This window comes from Ewingella allii (genome assembly GCF_044430645.1).
Lineage (GTDB): Bacteria > Pseudomonadota > Gammaproteobacteria > Enterobacterales > Enterobacteriaceae > Ewingella > Ewingella allii.
Genome location: NZ_JAWUDN010000005.1, coordinates 37,704 through 63,831 on the forward strand (window position 1 = coordinate 37,704; position 26,128 = coordinate 63,831).

The following is a 26,128-nucleotide window of genomic DNA, read 5'->3' on the forward strand; positions in this document are numbered from 1 at the left end:
GCTTTGCCTGTGAGTACCGCGAAAATGTTAAAAACAACGCAATCACGCTTTATCGCCTTGATCAGCTTATTTTTTATTGTGCTGGTTATCGTTACGCTTATCGTCATCCAGGTGTATATCTCTCCCAAGTTGAAACAGGCCGAAAGCACGCAAGTCGCCAATCAGGTTGACGATATTGCGGTTGCTATCAACGATCGCCTGAATAAAGTTGAGTCGCAGGTTCGAAGCATTACCCAGAGCGTGGCGCAGATGGACAGCGCCTCCATCGACAAACTTCTGCCGCCACTTGTGGATCAGTATGGCGACAGCGCGGTGTTCGGCGGCGGTATCTGGCCTCTGCCCAACAAGCGCGATCCGGCCAAAGTGAAGTTCAGCACCTTCTTTGCCCGCAATGGCAGCAATGAGCTAACCGAAAATACGTTTTGGAACAGCGCGGAGTCGCCGAACTACTTCGAGCAGTCGTGGTACGTCGGGGCTTTAAAAGGTGAAAAGGGCCAGTGCGTCTGGGCTCCAGCCTATTTCGATGATGCCAGCACCCAGCCGCGCACCAACTGTGCGATGGCGATTTACAAAGGGTCTGAACCTTGGGGCGTGGCCACCATTGATGTCACGCTGGGCTTCTTCAATCAGCTGGTGGCTGATATGGAGAAAAAGGTTCACGGCACGATTTATATCGTTCAGCAGGATGGCACCATTGTCGGTACCAGCCACAGCAGCGATGAAAAACTGCCGAAACTGGCCTCACTGGGCGATCAGTCTGCACTGGCCGGGCAAATCAGAAAAAGTCTCGATGGGATAAAAGACAGCAGCACTCTGGTGGCGGATTATGACAATGACGGCACCAGCCACACCCTGTTCATGAGCCGTATTCAGGGGCCGTGGTACATCGCCACTGATATGCCAACCAGTCAGCTGTTACAGCGCACGCACAGCATTTTGGCGAGCCTCGGCTTGGTGCAAGTCCCGATGGTTCTGCTGCTGTTGATTGTGCTGATTGCCGGCATCAAGCTGTTTATGCGCCAGCTCGCCGCGCTGAATCGCAACATCAGCCAGCTTTCGGCCGGTGGCGCGGACTTGACCCAGCGCCTGCCGCAAAGCAGCAGCCCTGAGTTCAACGCGGTGAATAGCAGCTTCAACAACTTCCTCGACTTCCTCCAGTCGCTGCTCAAGCAGGTGGGCGACAGCTCGCTGGCGATTGCCTCGGCGTCGCGGCAGATTGCCAGTGGTAATCTGGATCTCTCGGCGCGAACCGAGGAGCAGGCCAGCTCGATTGAAGAGACGGCGGCCTCGATGGAAGAGCTGACCAGCACGGTGAAACAGAACGCGGGCAACGCCGAAAGTGCCAACCAGCTGGCGCGCGATGCCTCCAACGTTGCCGAGAAAGGCACGCGGGTGGTGCGTCAGGTGGTGGATACCATGGGCTCGATCACCAACTCGTCGAAGAAAATCGTCGATATCATTAGCGTGATTGACGGCATTGCCTTCCAAACCAACATCTTGGCGCTGAATGCCGCGGTAGAAGCCGCGCGCGCGGGCGAACAGGGGCGCGGATTCGCCGTGGTGGCCTCGGAAGTACGCAGTCTGGCCCAGCGTTCCGCCACTTCAGCCCGTGAAATCAAAAAGCTGATTGAGGATTCGGTGGCGGATATTACCTCCGGCAGCCAGCTGGTCGCCACGGCAGGCAGCACCATGGATGAGCTGATGACCGGGGTGAACAATGTTGCCACGCTGATGAATGAAATCATGTCTTCCAGCCAAGAGCAGAGTCTGGGGATTGAGCAGGTGAACGTGGCGATCACCCAGCTGGATAACACCACCCAGCAGAACGCCGCGCTGGTGGAACAGGTGTCTGCCGCCGCGCAGGCGATGCAGGATCAAACCCTGCAGCTGGAAACCGTGGTATCGGGCTTCAAACTATAATTTTCTTCTGACGGCATTAATCCAAGCCCGGCCAGCGCGCCGGGCTTTTTTTATGTCCAAAATCAGCCATAAACCAATGGTTACGATCTGGCCTTATTTCGTGGCGTGAATTGAGTGATTTTTAGCCCCGCTCGGCGGCATAATGGCAGACATTCACTGTGACTCAAAAGTAACCCACCGGATGACGCGAAAAATAACCATAAAGTCTTACGGACTGCGGCTCGCCATGGCGCTGAGCGGGCTGGCGCAGGTGGCCCATGCCGACAGCGACCTGACCGCGCAGATTAAACATGGCGAGTATCTCGCGCGCGCCGGGGATTGCGCTGCCTGCCACACCGCGCCGGGCGGCAGGCCTTTTGCCGGTGGCCTGAAAATGATGACGCCGGTGGGGGCCATCTATGCCAGCAACATCACGCCGGACAGGCTGACCGGCATTGGGACTTACAGTGAGCAGGATTTCAGCCGGGCGCTGCGCCAAGGCATTGCTCAAGACGGCCACCACTTGTATCCAGCGATGCCTTACCCCTCATTCAACAAAATCACCGACAGCGACACCCGCGACTTATACCTCTACTTCACCCAGCGTGTCGCGCCCGTCGCCCAAACCAATCGGCCGAGCGACATTCCTTTCCCGCTCAATATGCGCTGGCCGCTAGCAGTGTGGAATCAGGCGTTTTTGCAACAGAAGCCTTACTACTCGGACCCTCAACAGACCGCCGACTGGAACCGCGGCGCCTATCTGGTTCAAGGGCTGGGGCACTGTGGCAGCTGCCATACCCCGCGCGGCGTCGGCTTCCAAGAGAAAGCTTTGGATAACGGCGATCGCGCCTATCTTTCTGGCGGCACCTTGGACGGTTGGCATGCGCCCAACCTGCGCGGCGACGCCACCACGGGGCTGGGGCAATGGACCGAGGGCGATATCACCCAGTTCTTGCAGCAGGGCCACACGGCGCGAAGCACCGCCTTTGGCTCGATGGTGGACGTGGTGCAGGACAGCACCCAATACCTGACCGACGCCGACCGGCAGGCGATTGCCGTGTATCTCAAATCGCTGCCTGCCGATGGTCAATTCAGGGTTCAGGTGAACAACAGCGCCACCGCGCAGGCCTTAGAGAAAGGCGACGTCGCCGCTACCGGCGCGCAGCTTTATATGGATAACTGCGCCGACTGCCACTTAACCAGCGGGCAGGGCGAAAAGAACAAATATCCGCAACTGGCGCAAAACCCGGTGGTGGTCAGCGCCGACCCTTCGTCGATGATCAATATCGTGCTGCGCGGCGCGCACTCGCCGGTCACCGCCACGTCCGGCAAAGGCGCGAAAATGCCCGCCTTCGCCGACCAACTGGAAGATCAAGAGGTCGCCGATGTCGTAAACTTCATCCGCAACGGCTGGGGTAATCAGGCCGAAAAGGTCAGCGCCGCACAGGTTAAAGCCATGCGTGAGTTGATGGGGCCGGATAAGGGCTAAATTGTAGGGGATCTGCCGCCAGTATTGGCATGCGGCATAAAGGCTGGTGGTAGCACTGGAGCGTGGTTTTGATTGCCTCTTACGGCATAAAAGAGTGAGGGTAAACCTGCTCCACAATGGATTTTTCTTTCGATAAATCAACTCAGAGCAGCTTCTCGCTCATCCCCTTACTCAGCCCAAGCAGCTTAAAATCCATGCCCAGATACTCGTCGAAAAAAAACCGCATTAACAGAGAGTTAATGCGGTTAGTGTTTACTTACAAACTTTTCAAGTTTCTGGCTTATTTACCGATGCAGAAGCTGGAGAAAATACGGCCTAGCAGGTCATCCGACGTGAATTCCCCGGTGATTTCACTCAGCGCTTGCTGGGACATGCGCAGCTCTTCCGCCAGTAATTCACCGGCGCGTGCGCCTAAAAGCTGGTCTTTGCCGCGGATCAGGTGTTCTGCCGCCAATTCCAGCGCCTGTAGGTGGCGGCGGCGGGCGAGGAAGCCCCCTTCCATATTGTGATTGAAGCCCATAACCTGCTTTAGATGCTCACGCAGCAGGTCTACGCCGTCGCCGGTGCGTGCCGAAAGGCGAATAAGTGAGTGACCATTCACTTCGGTCATACCCAGCGTTTCACCTGTGATATCGGCTTTATTGCGCACCACGACAATCGGTAATGTCTCTGGCAAACGGGCCATAAACTCAGGCCAGATTTGCGACGGCTCGGTGGCGTCCGTGGTGGTGCCATCGACCATAAACAGCACTAAGTCGGCCTGTTCGATCTCATTCCACGCACGTTCGATACCAATTCGCTCTACTTCGTCACTGGCTTCGCGCAGCCCGGCGGTGTCGATGATGTGCAAAGGCATGCCGTCGAGGTGAATATGTTCGCGCAGCACGTCACGCGTGGTACCGGCAATGTCGGTCACGATAGCCGCCTCGCGGCCCGCTAACGCATTGAGCAAGCTAGATTTTCCGGCGTTTGGACGACCGGCGATCACCACTTTCATCCCTTCTCTCAGCAGGCTGCCCTGACGCGCCTCGGCACGCACGGCATCAAGGTCGCCGATCACCGTATTGAGCTGAGCCTCAATTTTGCCGTCAGACAGGAAGTCGATTTCCTCATCCGGGAAGTCGATCGCCGCTTCCACAAAGATTCGCAGGTGAGTAAGTGCTTCCACCAAATGGTGAACACGGTTGGAAAATGCGCCCTGTAGGGAGTTTACCGCCGAACGCGCGGCCTGCTCGGAACTGGCGTCAATCAGGTCAGCGATGGCTTCGGCCTGGGCTAAGTCCAGTTTGTCATTGAGGAAGGCGCGTTCAGAGAACTCGCCCGGGCGCGCGATACGCACGCCGTCCAGCGAGATAATACGCTTAAGCAGCAAATCGAGGATAACCGGGCCGCCGTGGCCTTGCAGCTCCAGCACGTCTTCGCCGGTGAAGGAGTTCGGGCCGGGGAACCACAGGGCAATACCTTGGTCGAGCGTCGAGCCGTCCGCATCGCGGAAGGGCAGATAGTCGGCGTAGCGCGGCTTGGGCAGCTTACCTAAGATCTCCTGCGCAATCTGGCTCGCCGCGCGGCCGGAAACGCGCAGAATGCCGACTCCGCCGCGGCCGGGAGGCGTGGCTTGGGCAACAATGGTATCTGAGGTGCTCATAGCGAATTATCTCTATTTTGAATGTACAAAAGGCGATCAAATGATCGCCTTTTCTGTTAATTACACAAGTTCAGAATTTCACAAGTTAGAGCTTCAGGGGCGGGAAGCCCCTAAGACTGACTTATGATTTTTTCTTGTCGCGGCTGTGCAGACCACGTTTTTCCAGCCCGCGATAAATCAGCTGCTGCTGGAGGATGGTTACCAGGTTACTGACGATGTAGTACAGCACCAGACCGGATGGGAACCACAGGAAGAACACGGTGAAGATGACCGGCATGAAGGTCATGATCTTCTGCTGCATTGGGTCTGTGACGGTAGTCGGCGACATCTTCTGAATGAAGAACATCGTGATACCCATCAAGATCGGCAGAATGTAGTACGGGTCTTGCGCTGACAGGTCATGGATCCACAAGGCGAACGGCGCGTGGCGCAATTCAATGGAGCCAGACAGCATGTAATACAGTGCCAGGAAGATTGGCATCTGGATAACCAGCGGCAGACAGCCACCCAACGGGTTCACTTTCTCTGCTTTATACAGCGCCATCATCTCCTGACTCATGCGCTGTTTGTCATCACCAATGCGTTCACGCATCGCGGCCAGTTTCGGCTGCAGCATACGCATTTTCGCCATCGACGTGTACTGAGCGCGGGTCAGTGGGTACATGATACCGCGAACAATAAAGGTGATGATGATGATGGAGAAGCCCCAGTTACCGATGAAACCGTGAATGAATTTCAACAGTTTGAACAGTGGTTGAGAAATGAACCACAACCAGCCGTAGTCAACAGTCAGGTCAAGGTGCGGCGCGATGGCGGCCATTTGATCCTGAATCTCTGGGCCTACCCACAGGGTAGAAGCCACTTGTTGCTGCGCGCCAGGTTGAACAACAAAAGGTGCACCTTTGAAGCCAACAGCGGAAATGCCGTTATTGGTCGTGGTGTAGAAGTTGTTGGTGTCTTTCGCTGAAGGGATCCACGCGGTTGCAAAGTACTGCTGCAACATGGCAACCCAGCCGCCTTGAGTGGTGACGTTCAGCGCTTCGCTCTTATCGAACGCGTACTTCTGATATTTATCATCGCTAGACGAGTAAGCTGCGCCACGGAAGGTATGCAGGGCAAAGTTATTGCTCCCGGTATCTTTGTGCTTCGGCAGCTCGGTGGTTTGGCGCAACTGGCCAAACAGCGTCATTTCAAGTGGGGTCGCAGTGGTGTTGTTGATGTTGTACTCAACATTCACGGCGTAAGAACCACGCTTGATAACGAAAGTTTTAGTGATCACTGCGCCGTTCTGAGCGGTGTAAGTCAGAGGGATACGCAGTTCAGCCTGACCTTCGCCTAAGGTGAAGTTGTCCTGACTAGCTTGATACAGAGGACGTTCGCCGTTAGCCGGGTTGTCTGGGCCGTTTTTGCCCGTCAGACCGCTTTGAGCCTGATAGACGAAATTAGGAGTGGTTTCCAGAAGCTGGAAAGGTTCGCTTGAACCCAGAGACGTTGGGTAAGCAGTCAGTAAAGCCTGATCAATATCACCGCCACGGGTGTTGATGCTCAATGACAGCACGTCAGTGTTGACGGTGATCATTTTGCCCTGTCCGCTGCCAGGAACAGCCTGGTTAGCAGCATCGCCGTTAGCAGTATTCGCAGTCTGTTGCGTGGTCTGATTGGCTGGTTGCGGAGCGTGGTCCGTCTGCCAGGCCTGCCAGATCATGAAAGACACGAACAGCAGAGCGATGAGAAAGAGATTGCGTTGCGAATCCATCGTTAGAGTTCTCTGTTATTGTCGGTTTTCGGCGGCACGGGGTCATCACCACCTGGGTTCAAAGGATGGCATTTTAATACGCGTTTCAATGTCAACCAACTGCCTTTTAACATGCCAAAACGACCAATGGCCTCAATACCGTATTGAGAGCAGGTTGGTCGAAAACGACAATGTGGCCCAAGCAAGGGACTGATAAAAAGCTGATAACCACGTATCAACCCGATCAGGATGCGGGAGCCTGCCGGCAATGTCGACGCCATAATTTCTCCAACGCTTCCGTCAACGCACGATTGTCTAAATCGGCGACACCCTTTTTAGCCACTACCACAAAATCCATCGAAGGCAGCTTGTGCTGAAGTAGCCGGAAACTTTCGCGGGTTAGGCGTTTTATCCGGTTACGCTCATGAGCGCGTTTGACGTGTTTTTTTGCGACGGTGAGACCCATGCGGGGATGCCCCAGCTCGTTCAGGCGGCCGAGTATAGTGATTTGCGGCGTGCCAGCCCGTTGTGGCTGCTGGAAGACGAAAGTGAAATGACGGGGAGTTAACAAACGTAACTCCCTGGGAAAAGCGAGCTTAACCACTAAATAGGTTAGCTTTTATTACTTAGAAGCAGACAGACGGGTACGGCCTTTCGCACGGCGGCGAGCCAGAACCTGACGACCATTCTTGGTGGCCATACGAGCACGGAAACCGTGGCTACGGTTGCGCTTCAATACGGACGGTTGGAAAGTGCGTTTCATAGCGATTTCTACCTAAACTTAAATTATTACTGATCAGTAAACGCGTTGGCTGTCGGTGAAAAAACAACCGATGCCTTTATCGCAACATATAAAGAAGCGGGATTGTAATAACTGTACAGTCCTGAGTCAATTTACATTACCAGATGTTTACCATATATGGCCCGTGGTCACCGCTTAATCCCATCAGGCTATGACCATCAGGAACACAGGCATCACACGTAGGGCTGAGGATTATACGGACTCCGCCCTAAAGCGCAAGGATCGACCGCAGATCCTTCCACTTTAGTTATGTGATCTGACGATCAGGCTGATTAAAAACATAGCGAATAAATCATATTTTTTGCAGTGAGTGATGATTACGACACCTAATTTTTTTAGGATCGGCTAAGCTTACCCACTTGCTGATCGTAGCCTGTGGATAAAAAGGATCTAATCTGTCAGGAAGGGGAGGATCTCTGTGTCGGATTGCGTTATGATCCGCCATTCCGACAGCGATCCCAGCAGGCTCGTTGTCGACAAAACCGTAAAAAGCGGTTCGCACGGTAATTCATATCACTGACAGGGTGATTGAAGACTCATCCCCCGCAACGCCGGGCGGTACGTGTGTCAAAAATCATGATTTAAAAAATATCCTGATCCTTTTCTTTTTTTGATCTTGTTCGAGTGGAGTCCGCCGTGTCACTTTCGCTTTGGCAGCAATGTCTTGCCCGTTTGCAGGATGAGTTACCTGCCACAGAATTCAGTATGTGGATACGCCCCTTGCAGGCGGAACTCAGTGACAATACGTTGGCGCTTTACGCACCTAATCGTTTTGTCCTTGATTGGGTGAGAGACAAGTATTTAAACAATATCAATGGTTTGCTTAACGATTTTTGCGGCACTGATGCGCCATTATTGCGTTTTGAAGTCGGCAGCAAGCCGCTGATTCAACGCGTTAACCAGCCGGTTACCGCCAGCGTGAGTTCGCCTGCCACTCAACCTGCACCACGGCTTGCGCCTTCGCGCCCAAGCTGGGACAGCTCGGCGGCACAGCCCGAGTTGTCATATCGCTCGAATGTGAATCCCAAGCACACTTTTGACAACTTCGTCGAAGGTAAATCGAACCAGCTGGCTCGCGCGGCTGCACGTCAGGTTGCGGACAATCCTGGCGGTGCCTATAACCCTCTTTTCCTTTATGGCGGTACCGGTCTCGGTAAAACCCACTTATTGCACGCGGTCGGCAATGGCATCATGGCGCGCAAAGCCAATGCCAAAGTGGTGTACATGCACTCCGAGCGTTTTGTTCAGGACATGGTTAAAGCCCTGCAAAACAACGCCATTGAAGAGTTTAAACGTTACTACCGTTCGGTCGATGCACTGCTGATCGATGACATTCAATTCTTTGCTAATAAAGAGCGTTCTCAGGAAGAGTTCTTCCATACCTTTAATGCCCTGCTTGAAGGTAACCAGCAAATTATCCTGACGTCTGACCGTTATCCGAAAGAGATTAACGGCGTTGAAGACCGGCTTAAGTCCCGCTTCGGCTGGGGTTTGACCGTGGCGATTGAGCCACCTGAGCTTGAAACGCGCGTCGCCATCTTGATGAAAAAGGCTGATGAAAATGATATTCGCCTGCCGGGTGAAGTCGCCTTCTTTATTGCTAAACGTCTGCGTTCAAACGTCCGTGAGCTGGAAGGGGCGCTGAACCGCGTCATTGCCAACGCCAACTTTACTGGCCGGGCGATCACTATCGACTTCGTTCGTGAAGCGCTGCGCGATCTATTAGCGCTGCAAGAGAAGTTGGTCACCATTGATAATATTCAGAAAACGGTGGCCGAGTATTATAAGATTAAGGTTGCAGACCTGCTCTCCAAACGACGCTCTCGTTCGGTAGCCCGCCCGCGCCAGATGGCGATGGCATTGGCGAAAGAGCTCACCAACCACAGCCTGCCAGAAATCGGCGATGCGTTCGGTGGTCGCGACCATACAACGGTGTTGCACGCCTGCCGTAAAATCGAGCAGCTGCGTGAAGAAAGTCACGACATCAAAGAAGATTTCTCCAACTTAATCAGAACATTATCCTCCTAGCGCTATGAAATTTATTGTTGAACGTGAGCATTTGCTAAAACCGCTGCAACAGGTCAGTAGCCCGCTGGGTGGGCGACCAACTTTACCTATTCTCGGCAACCTGCTTTTACAGGTGACTGAGGGTTCGCTGTTGCTGACAGGTACCGATTTAGAGATGGAGATGGTGGCGAAGGTGGCCCTGTCTCAACCCCATGAAGTGGGCGCGACCACCGTTCCGGCGCGTAAATTCTTTGATATTTGCCGTGGTTTGCCAGACGGCGCGGAAATCTCCGTGGCGCTGGACGGCGACCGCATGTTAGTTCGCTCGGGCCGCAGCCGTTTCTCGCTGTCGACCCTGCCTGCGACTGACTTCCCCAATCTGGACGACTGGCAGAGCGAAGTCGAATTCACTTTGCCGCAGGCGACCTTAAAACGCCTGATTGAAGCCACTCAGTTCTCCATGGCGCATCAGGACGTTCGCTACTACTTAAACGGCATGCTGTTTGAGACGGAAGGCGAAGAGCTACGTACCGTGGCTACCGACGGCCACCGTCTGGCGGTCTGCTCCATGCCTATTGGGCAGGCGTTGCCGTCGCATTCGGTGATCGTACCGCGTAAAGGCGTGATGGAATTGGTTCGCCTGCTGGATGGCGGCGAAGCCTTGTTGCAGCTGCAAATTGGCAGCAATAACATTCGCGCCCATGTCGGAGACTTTATCTTCACGTCGAAGCTGGTTGATGGCCGTTTCCCTGATTATCGCCGCGTATTGCCGAAAAATCCCGACAAAACGCTGCAAGCGGGCTGTGACTTGCTCAAACAAGCCTTTGCTCGCGCCGCCATTCTCTCTAACGAGAAATTCCGCGGTGTTCGCCTTTATGTCAGCCATAACCAGCTGAAAATCACGGCCAACAACCCAGAGCAGGAAGAAGCTGAAGAGATTCTCGACGTCGGCTATGACGGCACTGAAATGGAAATCGGCTTTAATGTCAGTTACGTGCTCGACGTGCTGAATGCGCTGAAGTGCGAAGACGTTAATTTGCTGCTGACTGACTCAGTATCCAGCGTGCAGATTGAAGATGCCGCCAGCCAGTCAGCCGCCTACGTTGTTATGCCAATGAGGCTGTGATCCATGGGCGGGCTACCTTACTTGCCATTTTGAGTTCGGGCAGTGCTCACAATACTCACGTACTGTAGTACGCTCCGTTTGTTGTGCGCTGGCCGCCCTCAAACTGACTGCGACGCTAACGCCCTGGAATTGGTAGATGGCTTTAAATAGATTACTGATAAAAGATTTCCGCAACATCGAGGCGGCGGATTTAGACCCGTCGCCCGGCTTCAATTTTCTGGTCGGCCCCAATGGCAGTGGTAAAACCAGCGTGTTAGAAGCGGTTTATACGCTAGGGCACGGGCGCGCTTTTCGCAGTTTGCAGGCGGGAAGAGTAATTCGTCACGATCAGGCGGAATTCATTCTGCATGGCCGTATCGATGAAGGCGGCGAGCGTGATATTTCCGTTGGGCTAAGTAAAAGCCGCCAGGGTGACAGCAAAGTGCGCATTGATGGCAGCGACGGCCACAAGGTGTCTGAACTGGCGCAAATGCTGCCAATGCAGCTGATCACTCCCGAGGGCTTTACCCTGCTGAACGGCGGGCCAAAGTACCGACGAGCATTCCTCGACTGGGGCTGTTTCCATCATGACCCCGGTTTTTTTATCGCCTGGAGTAACCTACGACGGTTACTCAAGCAGCGCAACGCCGCGCTGCGTCAGGTGAGTCGCTATGCGCAGATTCGTGCCTGGGATCAGGAGTTGATCCCGCTAGCCGAGCGCATTAGCGAATGGCGGGCAGCCTACAGTGACGCAATCGCCGCTGATATCAGCGCGACCTGCGCCCAGTTCCTGCCTGAGTTTGCCCTGAGTTTCTCTTTCCAGCGAGGATGGGATAAAGAGACTGAGTATGGTGAATTGCTGGAGCGTAACTTTGAGCGCGACAGAGCCTTAACCTATACCGCATCAGGCCCGCATAAAGCCGATTTCCGCATCCGTGCCGATGGCACGCCGGTGGAGGATTTACTGTCTCGCGGGCAGCTGAAATTACTGATGTGTGCGCTGCGATTAGCGCAGGGTGAGTTTCTCACCCGACAGAGCGGGCGGCGTTGCCTGTATCTTCTTGACGATTTTGCCTCCGAGCTGGATGCCGACCGACGTCGGTTACTGGCCGATCGCCTGAAAGCCACCCAGGCTCAGGTATTTGTCAGCGCCATTGCTGCTGAGCAAGTAACCGACATGATGGGTGAAAAGGGCAAGATGTTCCGCGTGGAACAAGGTAAAATAGCCGTTCTATCACAGGACTAAAAATGAGCGAGAAACGTTGATGTCGAATTCTTATGACTCCTCAAGTATCAAGGTATTAAAAGGGCTGGACGCGGTGCGTAAGCGCCCCGGCATGTATATCGGCGATACCGATGACGGCACTGGTCTGCACCACATGGTATTCGAGGTTGTGGACAACGCTATCGACGAAGCCCTCGCTGGCCACTGTAAAGAGATTCAAGTCACTATCCACGCTGACAACTCTGTCTCCGTTCAGGATGATGGCCGTGGTATTCCGACCGGTATTCATGAAGAAGAGGGCGTTTCAGCTGCTCAGGTCATCATGACCGTTCTGCATGCCGGCGGTAAATTCGATGATAACTCGTACAAAGTCTCTGGCGGCTTGCACGGCGTGGGTGTTTCCGTCGTTAACGCCCTGTCAGAAAAACTCGAGTTGGTTATCCGCCGCGAAGGCAAAGTGCATGAGCAAACTTACGTGCACGGCGAGCCACAAACCCCGCTGAAAGTGGTCGGTGAAACGGAAACTACCGGTACTACCGTGCGTTTCTGGCCGAGCTTCCAGACCTTTACTAACCAAACCGAATTCCAGTACGACATTCTGGCGAAACGCCTGCGTGAACTGTCGTTCCTGAACTCCGGTGTGGCAATTCGTCTGCTGGACAAGCGCGACGATAAGAGCGATCACTTCCACTACGAAGGCGGTATCAAGGCTTTCGTGGAATATCTGAATAAGAACAAAACGCCAATCCACCCAACGGTATTCTATTTCTCTACCGTGAAAGACGATATCGGCGTTGAAGTCTCATTGCAGTGGAATGACGGCTTCCAAGAGAACATTTACTGCTTTACCAACAACATCCCTCAGCGCGATGGCGGTACTCACCTTGCCGGTTTCCGCTCTGCGATGACCCGTACGCTGAATGCGTATATGGATAAAGAAGGTTACAGCAAAAAATCGAAAATCAGCGCCACCGGCGACGACGCCCGTGAAGGCCTGATTGCCGTGGTTTCCGTTAAAGTGCCCGATCCTAAGTTCTCATCTCAGACCAAAGACAAACTGGTTTCTTCCGAAGTGAAGACTGCCGTTGAGTCGCTGATGAACGAGAAACTGGTTGATTACCTGATGGAAAACCCAGCCGACGCCAAAATCGTCGTAGGCAAAATCATTGATGCCGCCCGTGCGCGTGAAGCTGCACGTAAAGCGCGTGAAATGACCCGTCGTAAAGGCGCGCTCGACTTGGCCGGCTTGCCGGGCAAACTGGCCGACTGCCAGGAACGCGACCCAGCCCACTCTGAACTCTACTTAGTGGAAGGGGACTCAGCGGGCGGCTCAGCCAAACAGGGCCGTAACCGTAAGAATCAGGCCATTTTGCCGCTGAAAGGTAAAATCCTGAACGTTGAGAAAGCGCGTTTCGACAAAATGCTTTCTTCTCAGGAAGTTGCGACGCTTATCACCGCGTTGGGTTGCGGCATTGGCCGTGACGAATACAACCCTGACAAGCTGCGTTACCACAGCATCATCATCATGACCGATGCCGACGTCGATGGTTCTCACATCCGTACCTTGCTGCTGACCTTCTTCTTCCGTCAGATGCCTGAAATTATCGAACGTGGTCACGTGTATATCGCTCAGCCGCCGTTGTATAAAGTCAAAAAAGGCAAGCAAGAACAGTATATTAAAGATGATGAAGCGATGGACCAGTATCAAATCACCATCGCAATGGACGGCGCAACCCTGCACACCAATGCCCACGCTCCGGCGCTGGCAGGTGAAGCACTGGAAAAACTGGTTGCCGAACATTACAGCGTACAGAAAATGATTGGCCGCATGGAGCGCCGCTACCCGCGTGCTCTGTTGAACCGTCTGGTTTACCAGCCAACGCTGCACGAAGCCGATCTCACCGATCAGGCTAAAGTTCAGGATTGGATGGAGTCGCTGGTTGCTCTGCTCAATGAAAAAGAGCAGCACGGCAGCAGCTACAGCGCCATTGTGCGTGAAAACCGCGAACGCCAGATTTACGAGCCGGTTCTGCGTATCCGTACTCACGGCGTGGATACCGATTACGATCTTGATTTCGAGTTCGTTCACGGTGGCGAATACCGCAAACTCTGCACTCTCGGTGAGAAGCTGCGCGGCCTGATCGAAGAAGATGCTTTCATCGAACGTGGCGAACGCCGCCAGCCAATCTCCAGCTTCGAACAGGCGCTGGAATGGCTGGTGAAAGAGTCCCGTCGCGGCCTGTCAGTACAGCGTTATAAAGGTCTGGGTGAAATGAACCCAGAACAGCTGTGGGAAACTACCATGGACCCAGAGCAACGCCGCATGCTGCGCGTGACGATCAAAGATGCTATCGCCGCTGATCAGCTGTTCACCACCCTTATGGGTGATGCCGTTGAGCCGCGTCGTGCCTTCATCGAAGATAATGCTTTGAAAGCCGCGAATATCGACATCTAAAAATACCCGGCATCCTTCGCGCTGTCTCGGCGTTGGCTGCCTTGATACAGCACGAATGATTTTGGGTAGTAGAGTGTTATGAAACTAAGTCCGGAGTGAGAAATCACTTCGGATTTTTTTTATCCGTGATCAACTCGGCATATCGCGCTAGCATTGGGCTAGATACCGACAATTCAGAGGATGCTATGGCTATTGAATTAATCGCAATTGATATGGACGGCACGTTGCTCAATCCGCAGCATGAAGTGACACCCGCGGTGAAAAAGGCACTGTCCGCCGCTCGCGACAAAGGCGTGCAGATTGTTCTGGCGACCGGCCGTCCGTTCGTTGGCGTGCAGCGTTACCTGATGGAGCTGGATTTGCAGCAAGAGGGTTGTTATTGCATTACCAATAACGGCGCTTTGGTGCATAACGCGCAGGATGGCAGCGTGATCGCCGAAATAGCTATGGATATCCATGATTATCACTACTTTGAGAGGTTGTCTCGCGAGCTGGGCGTTCACTTCCACGCGCTGACCCGTACCGAGCTGTTTACCGCTAACCGCGATGTTAGCCAGTACACTGTTCATGAGTCGGCGGTCACCGGCATTCCCCTGCACTTCTGCCCGGCAGAAGAGATGGACGCGGCGATGACCTTCCCGAAAGTGATGATGATCGATCATCCCGAGCTGCTCGACCGCGCTATCGCGCAAATCCCTGCTGAAGCTCGGGAAAACTACACCATCATGAAAAGTTCGCCGTACTATCTGGAGATCCTCGATAAGCGCGTGAACAAAGGCGAAGGCGTCAAAGCCTTGGCGGAAAAACTGGGCATTCCGCGTGAAAACGTCATGACCCTGGGCGATCAGGAAAATGATATTGCGATGCTGGAATATGCCGGTATCGGCGTGGCAATGGGTAACGCGCTGGATAGCGTGAAGGCCGTCAGCCAGTTCGTGACCAAAACCAACCTTGAAGACGGCGTGGCCTATGCCGTTGAAAAATTTGTATTAAATGTCTGATATAGACTGTTAAACAGGGCGGCTAATGGCCGCTTTTTTTATGCCCGCCATTCGTCGCCACTTCACACAATTGTTAATCCAATGTTGCCGACTGTCTAAAATGTGATCTGAATTGTAGTACAACCTAAATGTTGGGTACTACAATCGCTCACAAGTTGAATGACTTTTAGCCGGAGATGGCATGGACGTTGTGGTGAATGAAGACAGCCTATTGAGCAAAACCGATCGCATTATTTTGACATTAGGCGAGCAGATTGTGGCGGGTAAATACCCTCCGGGTGCCGCGCTGGCCCCTGAATCTGAGCTGTGCGAAGAGTTTCAAACCTCGCGAAACGTTATCCGTGAAGTAATGCGCTCGCTGACCGGCAAACGACTGATAGATATCAAACGCTATCGCGGCGCGTTCGTCACCCCGCGCGACCAGTGGAATTTCCTCGATACCGACGTCTTGCAGTGGTCGCTGGCGCAGGGTGATAAACCCGAGCTTATCGCAGCCATGAGTGAAATCCGTAATTTGGTGGAACCGGCGATTGCTCGCTGGGCCGCCATGCGCGCCACGGCCTCCGACCTAATGCGTATCGAAGGCGCGCTCAACGACATGGTGGCTTTTGCTCAGGAGCGCCAGGCCTTTAATGAGGCCGACGTCCGTTTCCACGAAGCCGTGCTGGCGGCAGTGCATAACCCGATTATGCAGCAGCTCAGCGTGGTCATCAGTTCTCTGCAACGCGCCGTTTTCGAAAGAACTTACATGCCAGATGCCAATAACATGCCGCGCACGCTGCGCGAGCATCAGGCGCTATATGACGCAATTCGCTTACAGCATCCGGATGAAGCAGAGCAGGCGGCGTTAACCATGATCGCCAGCACCACCCGCCGCTTACAGGAGATGCCATGAACCACAGCTATATCGCCGTCGACTGGGGCTCCACCAACCTGCGCGCCTGGCTTTACCGCGACGGGAAATGCGTCGACAGCCAGCAGTCGGCCGCCGGGGTTACGCGTCTCGAAGGGCGCACCCCGGCGCAGGTTTTCCAGCAACTTATTGCTCCGTGGCAACAGCACTGCTTGCCGGTATTGATGGCCGGAATGGTGGGCAGCGACGCGGGCTGGGTGCCCGCACCTTATCTACGCTGTCCGATTAGCTTGTCGGAAATCGCCCATCGGCTGACACCCGTCGAGCATTCTACGTCGGCCAATGTGCGCATTATCCCAGGCATTTGCATCGAACGTGAAGACAACTTCAACGTCATGCGCGGTGAAGAAACCCAGCTGGTGGGTGCCTACGCCACGCTGCCCGCCGAGTTTTACCTGCTGCCCGGCACCCACAGCAAATGGGTGCGCCTTGAGGGGGACAGCCTGGTCGATTTCTCCACGGTGATGACCGGCGAGCTGCACCACCTGCTGCTGAAGCACTCGCTGATTGGCAGTGGCCTGCCGGAGCAAACCGCCGACGGCGCGGCTTTCGCCAAAGGGATGGAGCAGGGCTTCTACGACAGCGGCCTGATGCGCCGACTGTTTGAAGTCAGGGCCGCGCGAGTATTGGGAAAACTGGCGAAAACCTCGGTCAGCGACTGGCTTTCAGGCCTGTTAATCGGCCACGAAGTGGCGCAAATGCAACAACACTACTCGCTCAGCAGAGAGCACGGGCCACTGGTGCTGGTAGGCAGCCCGGCGTTGACTCAACGTTATCTCCCCGCGTTGAAAATGGCGGGGATTCAGGCTCAGGTTATCGAGGGCGATACGGCTTTTCAGGCGGGAATAAGGAGCATTGTCAATGAGTTGGAAAACTGAGGTATTCGACGGCGAACTGCTGCCACTGATCGCGATCCTGCGCGGCATCACGCCTGCCGAGGCTGAGCAGCACGTGGAGGTGCTGATTGAGGCGGGCTTCAACGCCATCGAAATTCCGCTGAATTCACCCGACTGGCAGAGCAGCATCAAGGCCGTCAGCGCCAAGTATGGAGCGCGCGCGCTGATTGGCGGCGGCACCGTACTGACGCCGCAGAACGTCGACCAACTGGCCGAATTGGGCGGCAAACTGGTGGTGACGCCAAACACCTCCGCGCCGGTGATCCGCCGCGCCGTCGAGCTGGGCATGGTGGTCTGCGCCGGTTGTGCCACGGCCAGCGAAGCCTTTACCGCGCTGGACGCCGGGGCGCAGGGGCTGAAAATCTTCCCCTCTTCGGCCTTCGGACCGGACTACATCAAAGCACTGAAAGCAGTCTTACCGCCGGAGATCCCGGTGTTCGCCGTCGGTGGCGTCACGCCGGAAAACCTGCATCTGTTTATGGCGGCAGGCTGCGTCGGCGCTGGCCTCGGCAGTGATTTATACCGCGGCGGGCAGCCGGTTTCGCGCACGCAACAACAGGCCCGCGCCTTTATCGACGCCTATCGGGGAGCACTGCAATGAAAATTACCAAACTGACCACCTACCGTCTTGCGCCGCGCTGGATGTTTTTGAAAGTCGACACCGACGAAGGCATCAGCGGCTGGGGCGAGCCGGTGATTGAAGGCCGCGCCCGCAGCGTAGAAGCTGCGGTTCACGAACTGAGCGAATACCTGATTGGCCAAGACCCGGCGCGCATCAACGATATTTGGCAAACCCTGTATCGCGGCGGTTTTTATCGCGGCGGCCCTATTTTGATGAGTGCCATTTCCGGCATCGATCAGGCGCTGTGGGATATCAAAGGCAAGGCGCTCGGCGTGCCGGTCTATCAGCTGCTTGGCGGTTTAGTGCGAGACAAAATCAAAGCTTACAGCTGGGTGGGCGGCGACCGCCCGGCGGAAGTGATTGAAGGCATTCGCAAATTGCAGGGCATTGGCTTCGACACGTTCAAGCTCAATGGCTGCGAAGAGATGGGACTTATCGACAGTTCGCGCAAAATCGACGCCACGGTCGCCGTGGTGGCGCAAATCCGCGAAGCCTTCGGCAACAGCATTGAGTTTGGTCTGGATTTCCATGGCCGGGTGAATGCGCCAATGGCAAAAGTGCTGATCAAAGAGCTGGAGCCGTATCGCCCGCTGTTTATTGAAGAGCCGGTACTGGCCGAGCAGGCGGAATATTACCCACGGCTGGCCGCGCAGACCCATATCCCGATTGCCGCCGGTGAGCGCATGTATTCGCGCTTCGAGTTTAAACGCGTGCTGGAGCAGGGCGGATTGGCAATTCTTCAGCCCGATCTCTCCCACGCCGGGGGCATCACCGAGTGCTACAAAATCGCCGCGATGGCCGAGGCCTATGACGTCACCCTCGCGCCACACTGCCCGCTGGGGCCTATCGCGCTGGCGGCCTGCCTGCACGTCGACTTTGTTTCCCGCAACGCGGTGTTTCAGGAGCAAAGCATGGGGATCCACTACAATCAGGGCGCGGAATTGCTCGATTACGTGCTGAATAAAGAGGATTTCTCCATGGAAGGGGCGTTCTTCCTGCCGCCGTCCAAGCCGGGTCTGGGCGTGGTGATCAATGAAGAGTTGGTGATTGAGCGCAGCAAGCAGGCTCCGGACTGGCGCAATCCGGTGTGGCGGTATGAGGATGGCTCGGTCGCCGAGTGGTAATGCCCGGCATACTTCGAGCCGTAGGGGCGTTGGCCGCCTTCCTACAGCTCGAATTATTTAGGGCATAAGCAGGTTATTTTTATTTAAAACAATAATACCTACGGGTTTTTATTCCGCTTAGCGGGATAGGGGCTCCCCTACACGTAATTCAACACCAAGGTGCGTACGATGAATAATGAATTGTACTCCTCGACCATTAAAAAAATGAATATCAGGATCATCCCTTTTATTATGTTGCTGTATCTCATTGCTTATATCGACCGTTCTAATATTTCGGTAGCGGCATTGCAGATGAATGCGGATTTAGCGCTTACCGCCGAAATGTACGGTATAGCCGCTGGGATATTTTATATCTCCTATATTATTTTCGAAGTGCCGAGCAATGTGATTTTAACCCGCGTTGGCGCGAAATTATGGATTGCCCGCATCATGATCACCTGGGGCCTGCTGGCCGCCGGGATGAGTCTGGTACAGACGCCGGTACAGCTCTACGTCATGCGTTTCCTGCTGGGTGCCGCCGAGGCGGGCTTCACGCCGGGGATCATTTATTATCTCTCCTGTTGGTATCCGCGCAGTGACAGAGCGCGGGCCATGTCGCTGTTTTATATTGGCGCGGCGCTGGCGTCAGTGGTCGGTTTACCTATTTCTGGCACGATTCTTAATATGCACGGTTTCTTAGGTGTTGAGGGCTGGCGCTGGTTATTCCTGCTGGAAGGTATTCCCGCCTTTCTTTTAGGTATAGTGACCTGGTTTTATTTAGATGATTCACCGTTAAAAGCCAAATGGCTCAGCGAGGCGCAGCGTAATGCGTTAACGCAGCAATTAAATCGCGAAGCGGGTGAGTCAGTGATAAATAAAGACCATCGCTGGTCAGCAGCATTAAAAAGTAAAAAGGTCTGGGCATTAAGTCTACTGTGGTTATTACAAGCTTTTGGGACAATTGGTATCACGCTATTTTTGCCGCTGATCGTCAAAGGCGTGGTGTCAGAGCAGAGTAATTTGATTGTCAGCCTGCTGTCGGCGGTACCTTTCCTTTTCGCCTGTATTTTCATGTACTTGAATGGTCGCCACTCGGACCGCACCAAAGAGCGCGCTCTGCACCTTGGGCTGCCACTGATTGTGTCGGGCTTCTTGCTGCTCGGGGCGATTTTCACCCATAACCTGATTTTGGCCTACATCATGCTGGTGCTGACCGTCGGGCTGAACTGGGCCATCACCCCCATCTTCTGGGCGGTGACCACTGAGACGGTGGCGGGCGTGGCGGGTGCCGCCTCGATTGCGCTGATTAACGCGGTGGCGAACATTGCCGGGTTAACCTTCCCGCCGATTATGGGACGCATCAAAGACGTGACTCACAGCTACGACGCGGCGCTGATTGCCGTGGCTGCCGCGCTGATCCTGGGCGGGCTGCTGGGGCTGATTCTGGGCCGCAAACGCTCCATGCTGGTGAATGCGGGTAAAGGGGCCATGCCCGCCGCCAAATAGTGTTCCCATAAACAAAAACGTTTACTCTTAAACAAGGCCGCACAGGGGCAGAGAATAAGAGGAAGCAAACGTGGTGGGTGAAAAGCAGTTAACCGACGATGCTCGCGGGCATCAGCTGACCAACATTAACGTCTGGACGCCGGACGGCCAGTGGCTGGTCTATGATGTCCGGCCGCACGGCGGTTCATTTACCGGCTCAACCATTGAGCGGGTGAATGTCGAAACCGGCGAAGTGCAGGTGATTTATCAGGCCACGCAGGCGGCGCACGTCGGCGTGGTCACGACCAGCGCGCAGCCGCCGGTGCGTTATGCTTTTATCCACGGGCCAGAAAACCCAGATGCACAGTGGCAATATGACTTTCATCATCGCCGTGGCGTGATTGTCACAGAGCCAGAAGCTGAAGCAGTTACTCTCGATGCCCTTGATATTACGGCACCTTTCACCCCCGGCGCACTGCGCGGCGGCACCCACGTTCACGTCTTCAGCCCCGACGGCAGCCGCCTGAGCTTTACCTATAACGACCACGTTTTGCACGAGCTGGATTTGCGGCTCGATCAGCGTAATGTCGGCATCGCGCTCTCTTCCTCGGGCGTCGTTTCCCCTAAACATCACCCGCGTGAATATGACGGCAGCCACTTCAGCGTGCTGGTGAGCCACACCACGCCGGACCCTCGGCCGGGCAGCGATGATATTACCCGCGCCTATGAAGAGGGCTGGATTGGCGCCGAGGGCTATCTCAAGCCGGACGGCAGCCGCCAACGCTGGGCGCTGGCGTTTATCGGCGACACGCTGTCGGCCAGCGGCGAGAAGCTACCGGAAGTCTTTGTGGTTGATTTACCAGAAGATGACGCCAGCTATCGGCAGGCCGAAGAGTTGCCGTTACAGGGCACTCCGGCTTCGCTTCCCGCGCCGCCCAAGGGAGTGCGCCAACGCCGCATAACCTTCACCGCGCAGCAGGCTTTCCCCGGTGTCGCCTTGCAGCCGCGTCACTGGCTGCGTGCTTCCCCGGACGGCTCAAAAATCGCCTTTTTGATGAAGGATAACAACGGCGTAGTTCAGCTGTGGACGGTTTCGCCGAACGGCGGGCAGGCGCAGCAAATCAGCCGAACCACCACCGGAATTCAGTCGGCGTTTAGCTGGCACCCCAATGGCAAAGCGTTAGCACTGGTTTGCGATAACAGCGTGATGGTGCTGGACGTGGCGAGTGGCGAGATGCGCCGCCTGACCGAGCGCAGCGAAATCGCGCCCTGCGGCGACGCGGTGGTGTTTTCACCCGACGGGGCGAAAGTCGCCTATATGCGCCAGTGCGGCCAGTTTGCCCAGCTTTTTGTGGCGCAGAATGTAGGCTAAATAAAGAAGCTTGGCCGCATAAAAAGCAATAAACCGGCCTGATGAATGGGCCGGTCTGTTTTTAATAAAAGAGGCAGAGGTGGGGAATATTAATGTGATGCCCGCTTTTTCTGCTTCGTCGACTCAGTCATTGGCGGCACGTGGTCAATATCAATGCCGTGGCTGATCGCTAAATTCTGCTCCTCGCTGGCTTTTATGCGATCCCGCGTGTTGAGTTTGTCCTGGCGGTAATAGTCATAAGGCAGCAGCAGGGTATCAAGTAATGCACTAAAAGGCAGATCGACAATCAGCAGTGGCGTCATGGCCCAGCTGGTGTCGTCGCTTGAAATCATCGATACGTCGGCGCGTGTGCCCGGATAATAACCCTGATGGCCGCCGGTATGACTCATTACGCTAGAGCAACCGCTAACCGATAAAAACGCGCATCCCGTCACGAGCGGTAATAAAACTGATTTCATCATGTAGAACTCATCTCATGCTGTCGGGCTGAGGATATTTCGTCAACGTTGATTTATATCATTCAGCTAAAAGATTTAACAAAGCAAAGCGCGGCTCTGTGCTAGCCATCCCAATTTATCTTTTTCATCCGTGAATCGTGTTTATAAATGTCGCAGCGATCTGTCCTAATTATTTCGCTGGGTTATCTGTTTTGGCTTTGTCACAAAATTACAGCGTTAGTTATAGTGTAAGAGATAACTGAGATCCTGCCGCCCGATGTCAATTTTTATAGGGTTTAAGCTTTGTTTAGACATCTATAGCTCCCTGCTGACTTACACTGATAAAAAACTTTTCTTTCCCTGACTTGAAAATCTTTTTTCCGTCGCCATTTTTATCATACGACGCAGGAAAAGCATACGCCGACAGGGTATGAAGCGTCGCAGACCTGTCCATTAGGAAGGTCGTTTAACCGACTCGCTGCATAATCAGGAGAAGTAATAAATGCGTAATTTTGATTTATCCCCTCTATACCGTTCCGCTATTGGTTTTGATCGCCTGTTTAATTTGATTGAATCTGGTCAAAATCAGGGTGGCGGCTACCCTCCTTATAATGTTGAACTGGTAGATGAAAATCACTATCGTATCGCGATAGCGGTCGCCGGTTTTGCTGAGTCTGAGCTGGATATTACTGCTCAAGATAATATGTTGCTGGTCAAGGGCGCGCATAAAGATGCAGCCGCAGAGCGTACCTATTTATATCAGGGTATCGCTGAGCGTAATTTCGAGCGCAAATTCCAGTTAGCAGAACATATTCAAATTAAATCCGCCAATTTGGCGAATGGTCTGCTGTATATCGATCTCGAACGCGTGGTCCCCGAGTCTTCAAAACCGCGTCGGATAGACATTCGCTAATTTCTAACGAATTTTAAATTTTCCACCTTGCTCGCCGTCAGGGAGCAGCAGCGTCACGCCGATGAATAACGTGGCGCTTGATGAATAAACATTATCTCGCTTCACAGAAGGAGTTTTAATTATGCGTAACTACGATCTTTCCCCATTACTGCGTCAGTGGATTGGCTTCGACAAACTCGCCAGCTCCATGCAGGGCGCTGAACAAGGCTTCCCGCCATATAACATTGAGAAATCAGACGATAACCATTATCGCATCTCACTGGCGCTGGCCGGTTTCCAGCAGAGCGAACTGAATATTGAAGTCGAAGGCCCGCGCTTGACCGTCAGCGGCACCCCGGCTGAGGCGGATAAAAAAGTGGAATATCTGCATCAGGGGCTGGTGATTAAGCCTTTCAGCCTGAGCTTCACGTTGGCCGAACATATGCACGTGTCGGCGGCTGAGTTCGTCAACGGCCTGCTGCATATCAGCCTGGTGCGCGATGTTCCGCAGGCGCTGCAACCGCAGAAAATCGCCATCGGCACTGAGAAGCCTGCGTTAGAGAATCAATCGGCTGAATAACAGCCAAAAGCAGCAGAAATGAAAAAGGAGGACATCACGTCCTCCTTTTTTATGTGCGTTTTCCAGCAGTTAGCGAATCAGCCCTCGGCGTGTGCTCGCTCGACTTCTTCCGCCAGAATCTTCACCCCGCGTTCGATCTGCTCGGCGTCCGGCACGTAGTTCATACGCATACACTGGTGAGTGTGCGGCCACGGGTGCTCAAGGCCGGGGAAGAAGAAATGCCCCGGCACCATCAGCACGCCGCGCTGTTTTAGGCGCTGATAGAGCGTTTCAGTGCTGATCGGCAAATCTTTGAACCACAGCCAGAGGAAAATCGCCCCTTCAGGTTTATGAATTAAGCAGCGATCTTCCGGCAAATAGCGGCGTAAAGTAGCAATGGTTTCCTGCACGCGCTGATAGTAAAACGGCTTAATGACCTCTTCGGAGAGGCGCAGCAGATCGCCGCGAGCAATCATTTCATTGGCGATGGCTGGCCCTACGCTGCCCGGCGCGAGGCTGATAATGCCGTTCATGTTGCTGATTGCCGTAATGATTTTCTCATCCGCGATGACAATTCCGCAGCGCGAACCCGGCAGGCCGAGCTTGGACAGACTCATGCACAGAATGATGTTCGGATTCCACAGCGGCGTGGCTTCGCTAAAGATAATGCTCGGGAAAGGCACCCCATAGGCGTTGTCGATCAGCAATGGCACGTCGTGCTGCTGGGCGAGAGCGTCGAGGCGCTGTAATTCCTGATCGGTTATCACATTGCCGGTCGGGTTGGTCGGGCGTGAAACGCAGATCAAGCCAACTTCTTCATTGATGTTCAGATGGTCGAAATCAACGTGATACTTAAACTGCCCTTCGGGCAGCAGCTCAATGTTTGGTTTGGCGGAGATAAACAGGCTCTCGTCCAATCCGGCGTCGGCATAGCCCAGATACTCTGGGGCCAGCGGGAATAGCACTTTGGACATTGAACCGTCTGCGCGACGACCGGCGAACAGATTGAATAAATAGAAGAATGCGCTCTGGCTGCCATTGGTTAACGCAATGTTTTTTGCATCTAACTCCCAGCCCAGCTCTTTCTTCAATAGCGCCGCCAGCGAGTGGCGCAGCACGTCTTTACCCTGCGGGCCGTCATAGTTGCACAAGGCTTCTGTCAGCTTGCCTTCGCTTAACATCTCGGTAAACAGCGTCTGGAAATAGTCCTGCATTTCAGGTATTTGCGCAGGATTCCCCCCGCCGAGCATCACAGCGCCCGGCGTGCGCAGACCTTCGTTCATATCACCCATCAGGCGGCTAATGCCTGTGGAACGGGTAAATTTATCGCCGAAAACAGAAAACGTCATAGTCAAACTTTGTGTTATCAGAATGTGATGACCACCTTAACGCTTGCTTTAAAACAGTGCAATCAGGTGCAGGTTTTTGCATGAATTCCTCTCCCCGCGCAAGGCGAAGGGAGAGGTGAAGTGGTGCGGTTTTTACAGCAGAAAAGGCGGAAAAAATTACTTATTTAGAACCTGCGGGTTGACGCAATTCTCTTTCACATCGCCGGTCAGGGCGGCAATCAGGTTGTCCACCGCGCAGGCGGCCATGCCGTAGCGGGTTTCATGAGTGGCGGAGCCAATGTGTGGCAGCGCGACGACGTTCGGCAGGCTAAGCAGTGGAGAATCTTTCGGTAGAGGCTCAGTTTCGAACACGTCCATGCCTGCGGCGTGAATGGTGCCGTCCTTGAGCGCGGCGATCAGCGCCTTTTCATCAATGACCGGGCCGCGACCGGCGCTGATCAGAATCGCGCTGGATTTCATCTTCGCCAGCTGCTCTTTGCCGATGGTGTGGAAGGTCTGGTCAGTCAGCGGCAGCAGCACGCAGACGAAATCAGATTTAGCCAGCAGTTCGTCCAGCTCGCACTTTTTCGCGCCAAAACGCTCTTCCGCCGCTTTATGCTGGCTGCGGGCGTTGTACAGCACCGGCATGTCGAAGCCGAAGTGGGCGCGCTGGGCCAGCGCCATGCCGATGCGGCCCATGCCGATAATGCCGATAGTCTTGTGGTGCACGTCAACGCCAAACCAGTCCGCGCCGATGTTGCTGGTCCATTCGCCCGCTTTGACGCGCTCGGCCACGTTGACCACGCGGCGCGCGGTGGAGAGCACCAGCGCCATCACGGTGTCGGCCACGGTGTCGGTCAGCACAGTCGGTGTGTGCATCAGCGGGATTTCGCGGCGAGTCAGCTCGTCTACGTCGAAATTGTCATAGCCCACGGAAATGGTGGATACGCCGCGCAGGCGCGGAGCGTGGTCCAGCAGTTCTTTGTTCACCGCACCGCCCGAGCCTATCAGCCCTTCAGCCTGTTGCAAGGCATCGAACACCTTGGCGCGGTTTCCTTCATTAATTCCGTCGAATTCAACAATTGAAAAATGCTCTTCCAGACGTTGATGCAGGTCGGCAGGTAGTTTTTTGTATAAAACGATAGACGGCTTCATTAC

Annotated in this window: 23 protein-coding genes; 15 read left to right on the forward strand and 8 right to left on the reverse strand. The window is 54.5% G+C overall.

Annotation, left to right across the window (positions count from 1 at the left end):
- Positions 1–24 precede the first annotated feature (24 nt).
- Together SBO83_RS12580 and SBO83_RS12585 are read left to right on the forward strand one after the other, a co-directional pair.
- A complete protein-coding gene (locus SBO83_RS12580; protein ID WP_396131741.1) occupies positions 25–1,920 on the forward strand; it encodes a methyl-accepting chemotaxis protein in 1,896 nt (631 codons plus the stop codon).
- Positions 1,921–2,101: 181 nt separating this feature from the next.
- Positions 2,102–3,388, forward strand: coding sequence for a c-type cytochrome (locus tag SBO83_RS12585; protein WP_396131742.1), 1,287 nt, complete (start codon positions 2,102–2,104; stop codon positions 3,386–3,388).
- A 280-nt stretch (positions 3,389–3,668) separates the two neighbouring features.
- On the opposite strand, the gene mnmE is transcribed toward SBO83_RS12585, so the two are convergent.
- From mnmE to rpmH, 5 genes are all read right to left on the reverse strand, one after another.
- Entirely contained in the window at positions 3,669–5,033 is a 1,365-nt protein-coding gene (gene mnmE, locus SBO83_RS12590) for a tRNA uridine-5-carboxymethylaminomethyl(34) synthesis GTPase MnmE (RefSeq protein ID WP_396131743.1), read from the reverse strand.
- Between the two features lie 121 nt (positions 5,034–5,154).
- Positions 5,155–6,789, reverse strand: coding sequence for a membrane protein insertase YidC (yidC, locus tag SBO83_RS12595; RefSeq protein WP_353503770.1), 1,635 nt, complete (start codon positions 6,787–6,789; stop codon positions 5,155–5,157).
- Between the two features lie 2 nt (positions 6,790–6,791).
- A complete protein-coding gene (yidD, locus tag SBO83_RS12600; RefSeq protein ID WP_072009927.1) occupies positions 6,792–7,049 on the reverse strand; it encodes a membrane protein insertion efficiency factor YidD in 258 nt (85 codons plus the stop codon).
- A complete protein-coding gene (rnpA, locus tag SBO83_RS12605) occupies positions 7,013–7,372 on the reverse strand; it encodes a ribonuclease P protein component (RefSeq protein WP_034794314.1) in 360 nt (119 codons plus the stop codon). Before rnpA ends, yidD begins: the two co-directional genes overlap by 37 nt.
- Positions 7,373–7,390: 18 nt before the next feature.
- A complete protein-coding gene (rpmH, locus tag SBO83_RS12610; protein ID WP_009637487.1) occupies positions 7,391–7,531 on the reverse strand; it encodes a 50S ribosomal protein L34 in 141 nt (46 codons plus the stop codon).
- Between the two features lie 675 nt (positions 7,532–8,206).
- Between rpmH and dnaA the strand changes: the two genes are divergently transcribed.
- The 11 genes from dnaA to SBO83_RS12665 all read left to right on the forward strand — a co-directional run bounded on the left by dnaA (position 8,207) and on the right by SBO83_RS12665 (position 21,754).
- Entirely contained in the window at positions 8,207–9,598 is a 1,392-nt protein-coding gene (gene dnaA / locus SBO83_RS12615) for a chromosomal replication initiator protein DnaA (RefSeq protein ID WP_353503769.1), read from the forward strand.
- 4 nt (positions 9,599–9,602) lie between these two features.
- Entirely contained in the window at positions 9,603–10,703 is a 1,101-nt protein-coding gene (gene dnaN, locus SBO83_RS12620) for a DNA polymerase III subunit beta (RefSeq protein WP_396131744.1), read from the forward strand.
- Positions 10,704–10,839: 136 nt separating this feature from the next.
- Positions 10,840–11,928: a DNA replication/repair protein RecF gene (recF, locus tag SBO83_RS12625; RefSeq protein WP_396131745.1), complete on the forward strand. Its 1,089-nt coding sequence runs from the start codon at positions 10,840–10,842 to the stop codon at positions 11,926–11,928.
- 19 nt (positions 11,929–11,947) lie between these two features.
- Positions 11,948–14,362 (forward strand): DNA topoisomerase (ATP-hydrolyzing) subunit B, encoded by a 2,415-nt coding sequence (gene gyrB, locus SBO83_RS12630; protein WP_353503767.1) that lies wholly within the window; start codon positions 11,948–11,950, stop codon positions 14,360–14,362.
- A 185-nt stretch (positions 14,363–14,547) separates the two neighbouring features.
- Positions 14,548–15,363 carry a sugar-phosphatase gene (gene yidA / locus SBO83_RS12635; protein ID WP_396131746.1) on the forward strand — a complete coding sequence of 272 codons (816 nt, stop codon included), beginning with the start codon at positions 14,548–14,550 and terminating at the stop codon, positions 15,361–15,363.
- A gap of 181 nt (positions 15,364–15,544) precedes the next feature.
- Complete coding sequence (locus SBO83_RS12640) at positions 15,545–16,258, forward strand: FCD domain-containing protein (RefSeq protein WP_396131747.1); 714 nt, start codon at positions 15,545–15,547, stop codon at positions 16,256–16,258.
- Positions 16,255–17,154: a 2-dehydro-3-deoxygalactonokinase gene (locus SBO83_RS12645; protein ID WP_396131748.1), complete on the forward strand. Its 900-nt coding sequence runs from the start codon at positions 16,255–16,257 to the stop codon at positions 17,152–17,154. The genes SBO83_RS12640 and SBO83_RS12645 overlap by 4 nt, the downstream gene beginning before the upstream one ends.
- Complete coding sequence (locus tag SBO83_RS12650; RefSeq protein ID WP_396131749.1) at positions 17,138–17,773, forward strand: 2-dehydro-3-deoxy-6-phosphogalactonate aldolase; 636 nt, start codon at positions 17,138–17,140, stop codon at positions 17,771–17,773. Before SBO83_RS12645 ends, SBO83_RS12650 begins: the two co-directional genes overlap by 17 nt.
- Complete coding sequence (gene dgoD / locus SBO83_RS12655) at positions 17,770–18,918, forward strand: galactonate dehydratase (protein ID WP_396131750.1); 1,149 nt, start codon at positions 17,770–17,772, stop codon at positions 18,916–18,918. The genes SBO83_RS12650 and dgoD overlap by 4 nt, the downstream gene beginning before the upstream one ends.
- Positions 18,919–19,086: 168 nt before the next feature.
- Positions 19,087–20,403, forward strand: coding sequence for an MFS transporter (locus SBO83_RS12660; protein ID WP_396131751.1), 1,317 nt, complete (start codon positions 19,087–19,089; stop codon positions 20,401–20,403).
- 70 nt (positions 20,404–20,473) lie between these two features.
- The gene (locus SBO83_RS12665; RefSeq protein ID WP_396131752.1) at positions 20,474–21,754 is read left to right on the forward strand and encodes a DUF3748 domain-containing protein; all 1,281 of its coding nucleotides are present in this window, start codon (positions 20,474–20,476) and stop codon (positions 21,752–21,754) included.
- Between the two features lie 89 nt (positions 21,755–21,843).
- Here the strand turns inward: SBO83_RS12665 and SBO83_RS12670 are convergent, their stop codons facing one another.
- A complete protein-coding gene (locus tag SBO83_RS12670; RefSeq protein WP_353504049.1) occupies positions 21,844–22,212 on the reverse strand; it encodes a YceK/YidQ family lipoprotein in 369 nt (122 codons plus the stop codon).
- Positions 22,213–22,693: 481 nt separating this feature from the next.
- On the opposite strand from SBO83_RS12670, the gene ibpA reads away from it, so the two are divergent.
- Together ibpA and ibpB are read left to right on the forward strand one after the other, a co-directional pair.
- A complete protein-coding gene (gene ibpA, locus SBO83_RS12675; protein WP_140475544.1) occupies positions 22,694–23,104 on the forward strand; it encodes a small heat shock chaperone IbpA in 411 nt (136 codons plus the stop codon).
- 121 nt (positions 23,105–23,225) lie between these two features.
- Entirely contained in the window at positions 23,226–23,663 is a 438-nt protein-coding gene (gene ibpB / locus SBO83_RS12680; protein ID WP_353503760.1) for a small heat shock chaperone IbpB, read from the forward strand.
- Positions 23,664–23,740: 77 nt separating this feature from the next.
- Here ibpB and SBO83_RS12685 read toward each other — a convergent pair whose 3' ends face one another.
- Positions 23,741–24,991: a valine--pyruvate transaminase gene (locus SBO83_RS12685; protein WP_396131753.1), complete on the reverse strand. Its 1,251-nt coding sequence runs from the start codon at positions 24,989–24,991 to the stop codon at positions 23,741–23,743.
- 156 nt (positions 24,992–25,147) lie between these two features.
- Entirely contained in the window at positions 25,148–26,125 is a 978-nt protein-coding gene (gene ghrB / locus SBO83_RS12690; protein WP_100936533.1) for a glyoxylate/hydroxypyruvate reductase GhrB, read from the reverse strand.
- Between the last annotated feature and the right edge of the window lie 3 nt (positions 26,126–26,128).

Bases quoted from the DNA above. Each gene is read 5' to 3' on its own strand.
- yidA (WP_396131746.1), top strand. From the start codon at position 14,548: ATGGCTATTGAATTAATCGCAATTGATATGGACGGCACGTTGCTCAAT.
- gyrB (WP_353503767.1), top strand. From the start codon at position 11,948: ATGTCGAATTCTTATGACTCCTCAAGTATCAAGGTATTAAAAGGGCTG.
- SBO83_RS12645 (WP_396131748.1), top strand. From the start codon at position 16,255: ATGAACCACAGCTATATCGCCGTCGACTGGGGCTCCACCAACCTGCGC.
- ibpA (WP_140475544.1), top strand. From the start codon at position 22,694: ATGCGTAATTTTGATTTATCCCCTCTATACCGTTCCGCTATTGGTTTT.
- SBO83_RS12685 (WP_396131753.1), bottom strand. From the start codon at position 24,991: ATGACGTTTTCTGTTTTCGGCGATAAATTTACCCGTTCCACAGGCATT.
- ibpB (WP_353503760.1), top strand. From the start codon at position 23,226: ATGCGTAACTACGATCTTTCCCCATTACTGCGTCAGTGGATTGGCTTC.
- SBO83_RS12670 (WP_353504049.1), bottom strand. From the start codon at position 22,212: ATGAAATCAGTTTTATTACCGCTCGTGACGGGATGCGCGTTTTTATCG.
- ghrB (WP_100936533.1), bottom strand. From the start codon at position 26,125: ATGAAGCCGTCTATCGTTTTATACAAAAAACTACCTGCCGACCTGCAT.
- rpmH (WP_009637487.1), bottom strand. From the start codon at position 7,531: ATGAAACGCACTTTCCAACCGTCCGTATTGAAGCGCAACCGTAGCCAC.
- yidD (WP_072009927.1), bottom strand. From the start codon at position 7,049: ATGGCGTCGACATTGCCGGCAGGCTCCCGCATCCTGATCGGGTTGATA.
- SBO83_RS12650 (WP_396131749.1), top strand. From the start codon at position 17,138: ATGAGTTGGAAAACTGAGGTATTCGACGGCGAACTGCTGCCACTGATC.
- SBO83_RS12585 (WP_396131742.1), top strand. From the start codon at position 2,102: ATGACGCGAAAAATAACCATAAAGTCTTACGGACTGCGGCTCGCCATG.
- mnmE (WP_396131743.1), bottom strand. From the start codon at position 5,033: ATGAGCACCTCAGATACCATTGTTGCCCAAGCCACGCCTCCCGGCCGC.
- recF (WP_396131745.1), top strand. From the start codon at position 10,840: ATGGCTTTAAATAGATTACTGATAAAAGATTTCCGCAACATCGAGGCG.
- SBO83_RS12660 (WP_396131751.1), top strand. From the start codon at position 19,087: ATGAATAATGAATTGTACTCCTCGACCATTAAAAAAATGAATATCAGG.
- dnaN (WP_396131744.1), top strand. From the start codon at position 9,603: ATGAAATTTATTGTTGAACGTGAGCATTTGCTAAAACCGCTGCAACAG.
- SBO83_RS12640 (WP_396131747.1), top strand. From the start codon at position 15,545: ATGGACGTTGTGGTGAATGAAGACAGCCTATTGAGCAAAACCGATCGC.
- dgoD (WP_396131750.1), top strand. From the start codon at position 17,770: ATGAAAATTACCAAACTGACCACCTACCGTCTTGCGCCGCGCTGGATG.
- SBO83_RS12580 (WP_396131741.1), top strand. From the start codon at position 25: ATGTTAAAAACAACGCAATCACGCTTTATCGCCTTGATCAGCTTATTT.
- yidC (WP_353503770.1), bottom strand. From the start codon at position 6,789: ATGGATTCGCAACGCAATCTCTTTCTCATCGCTCTGCTGTTCGTGTCT.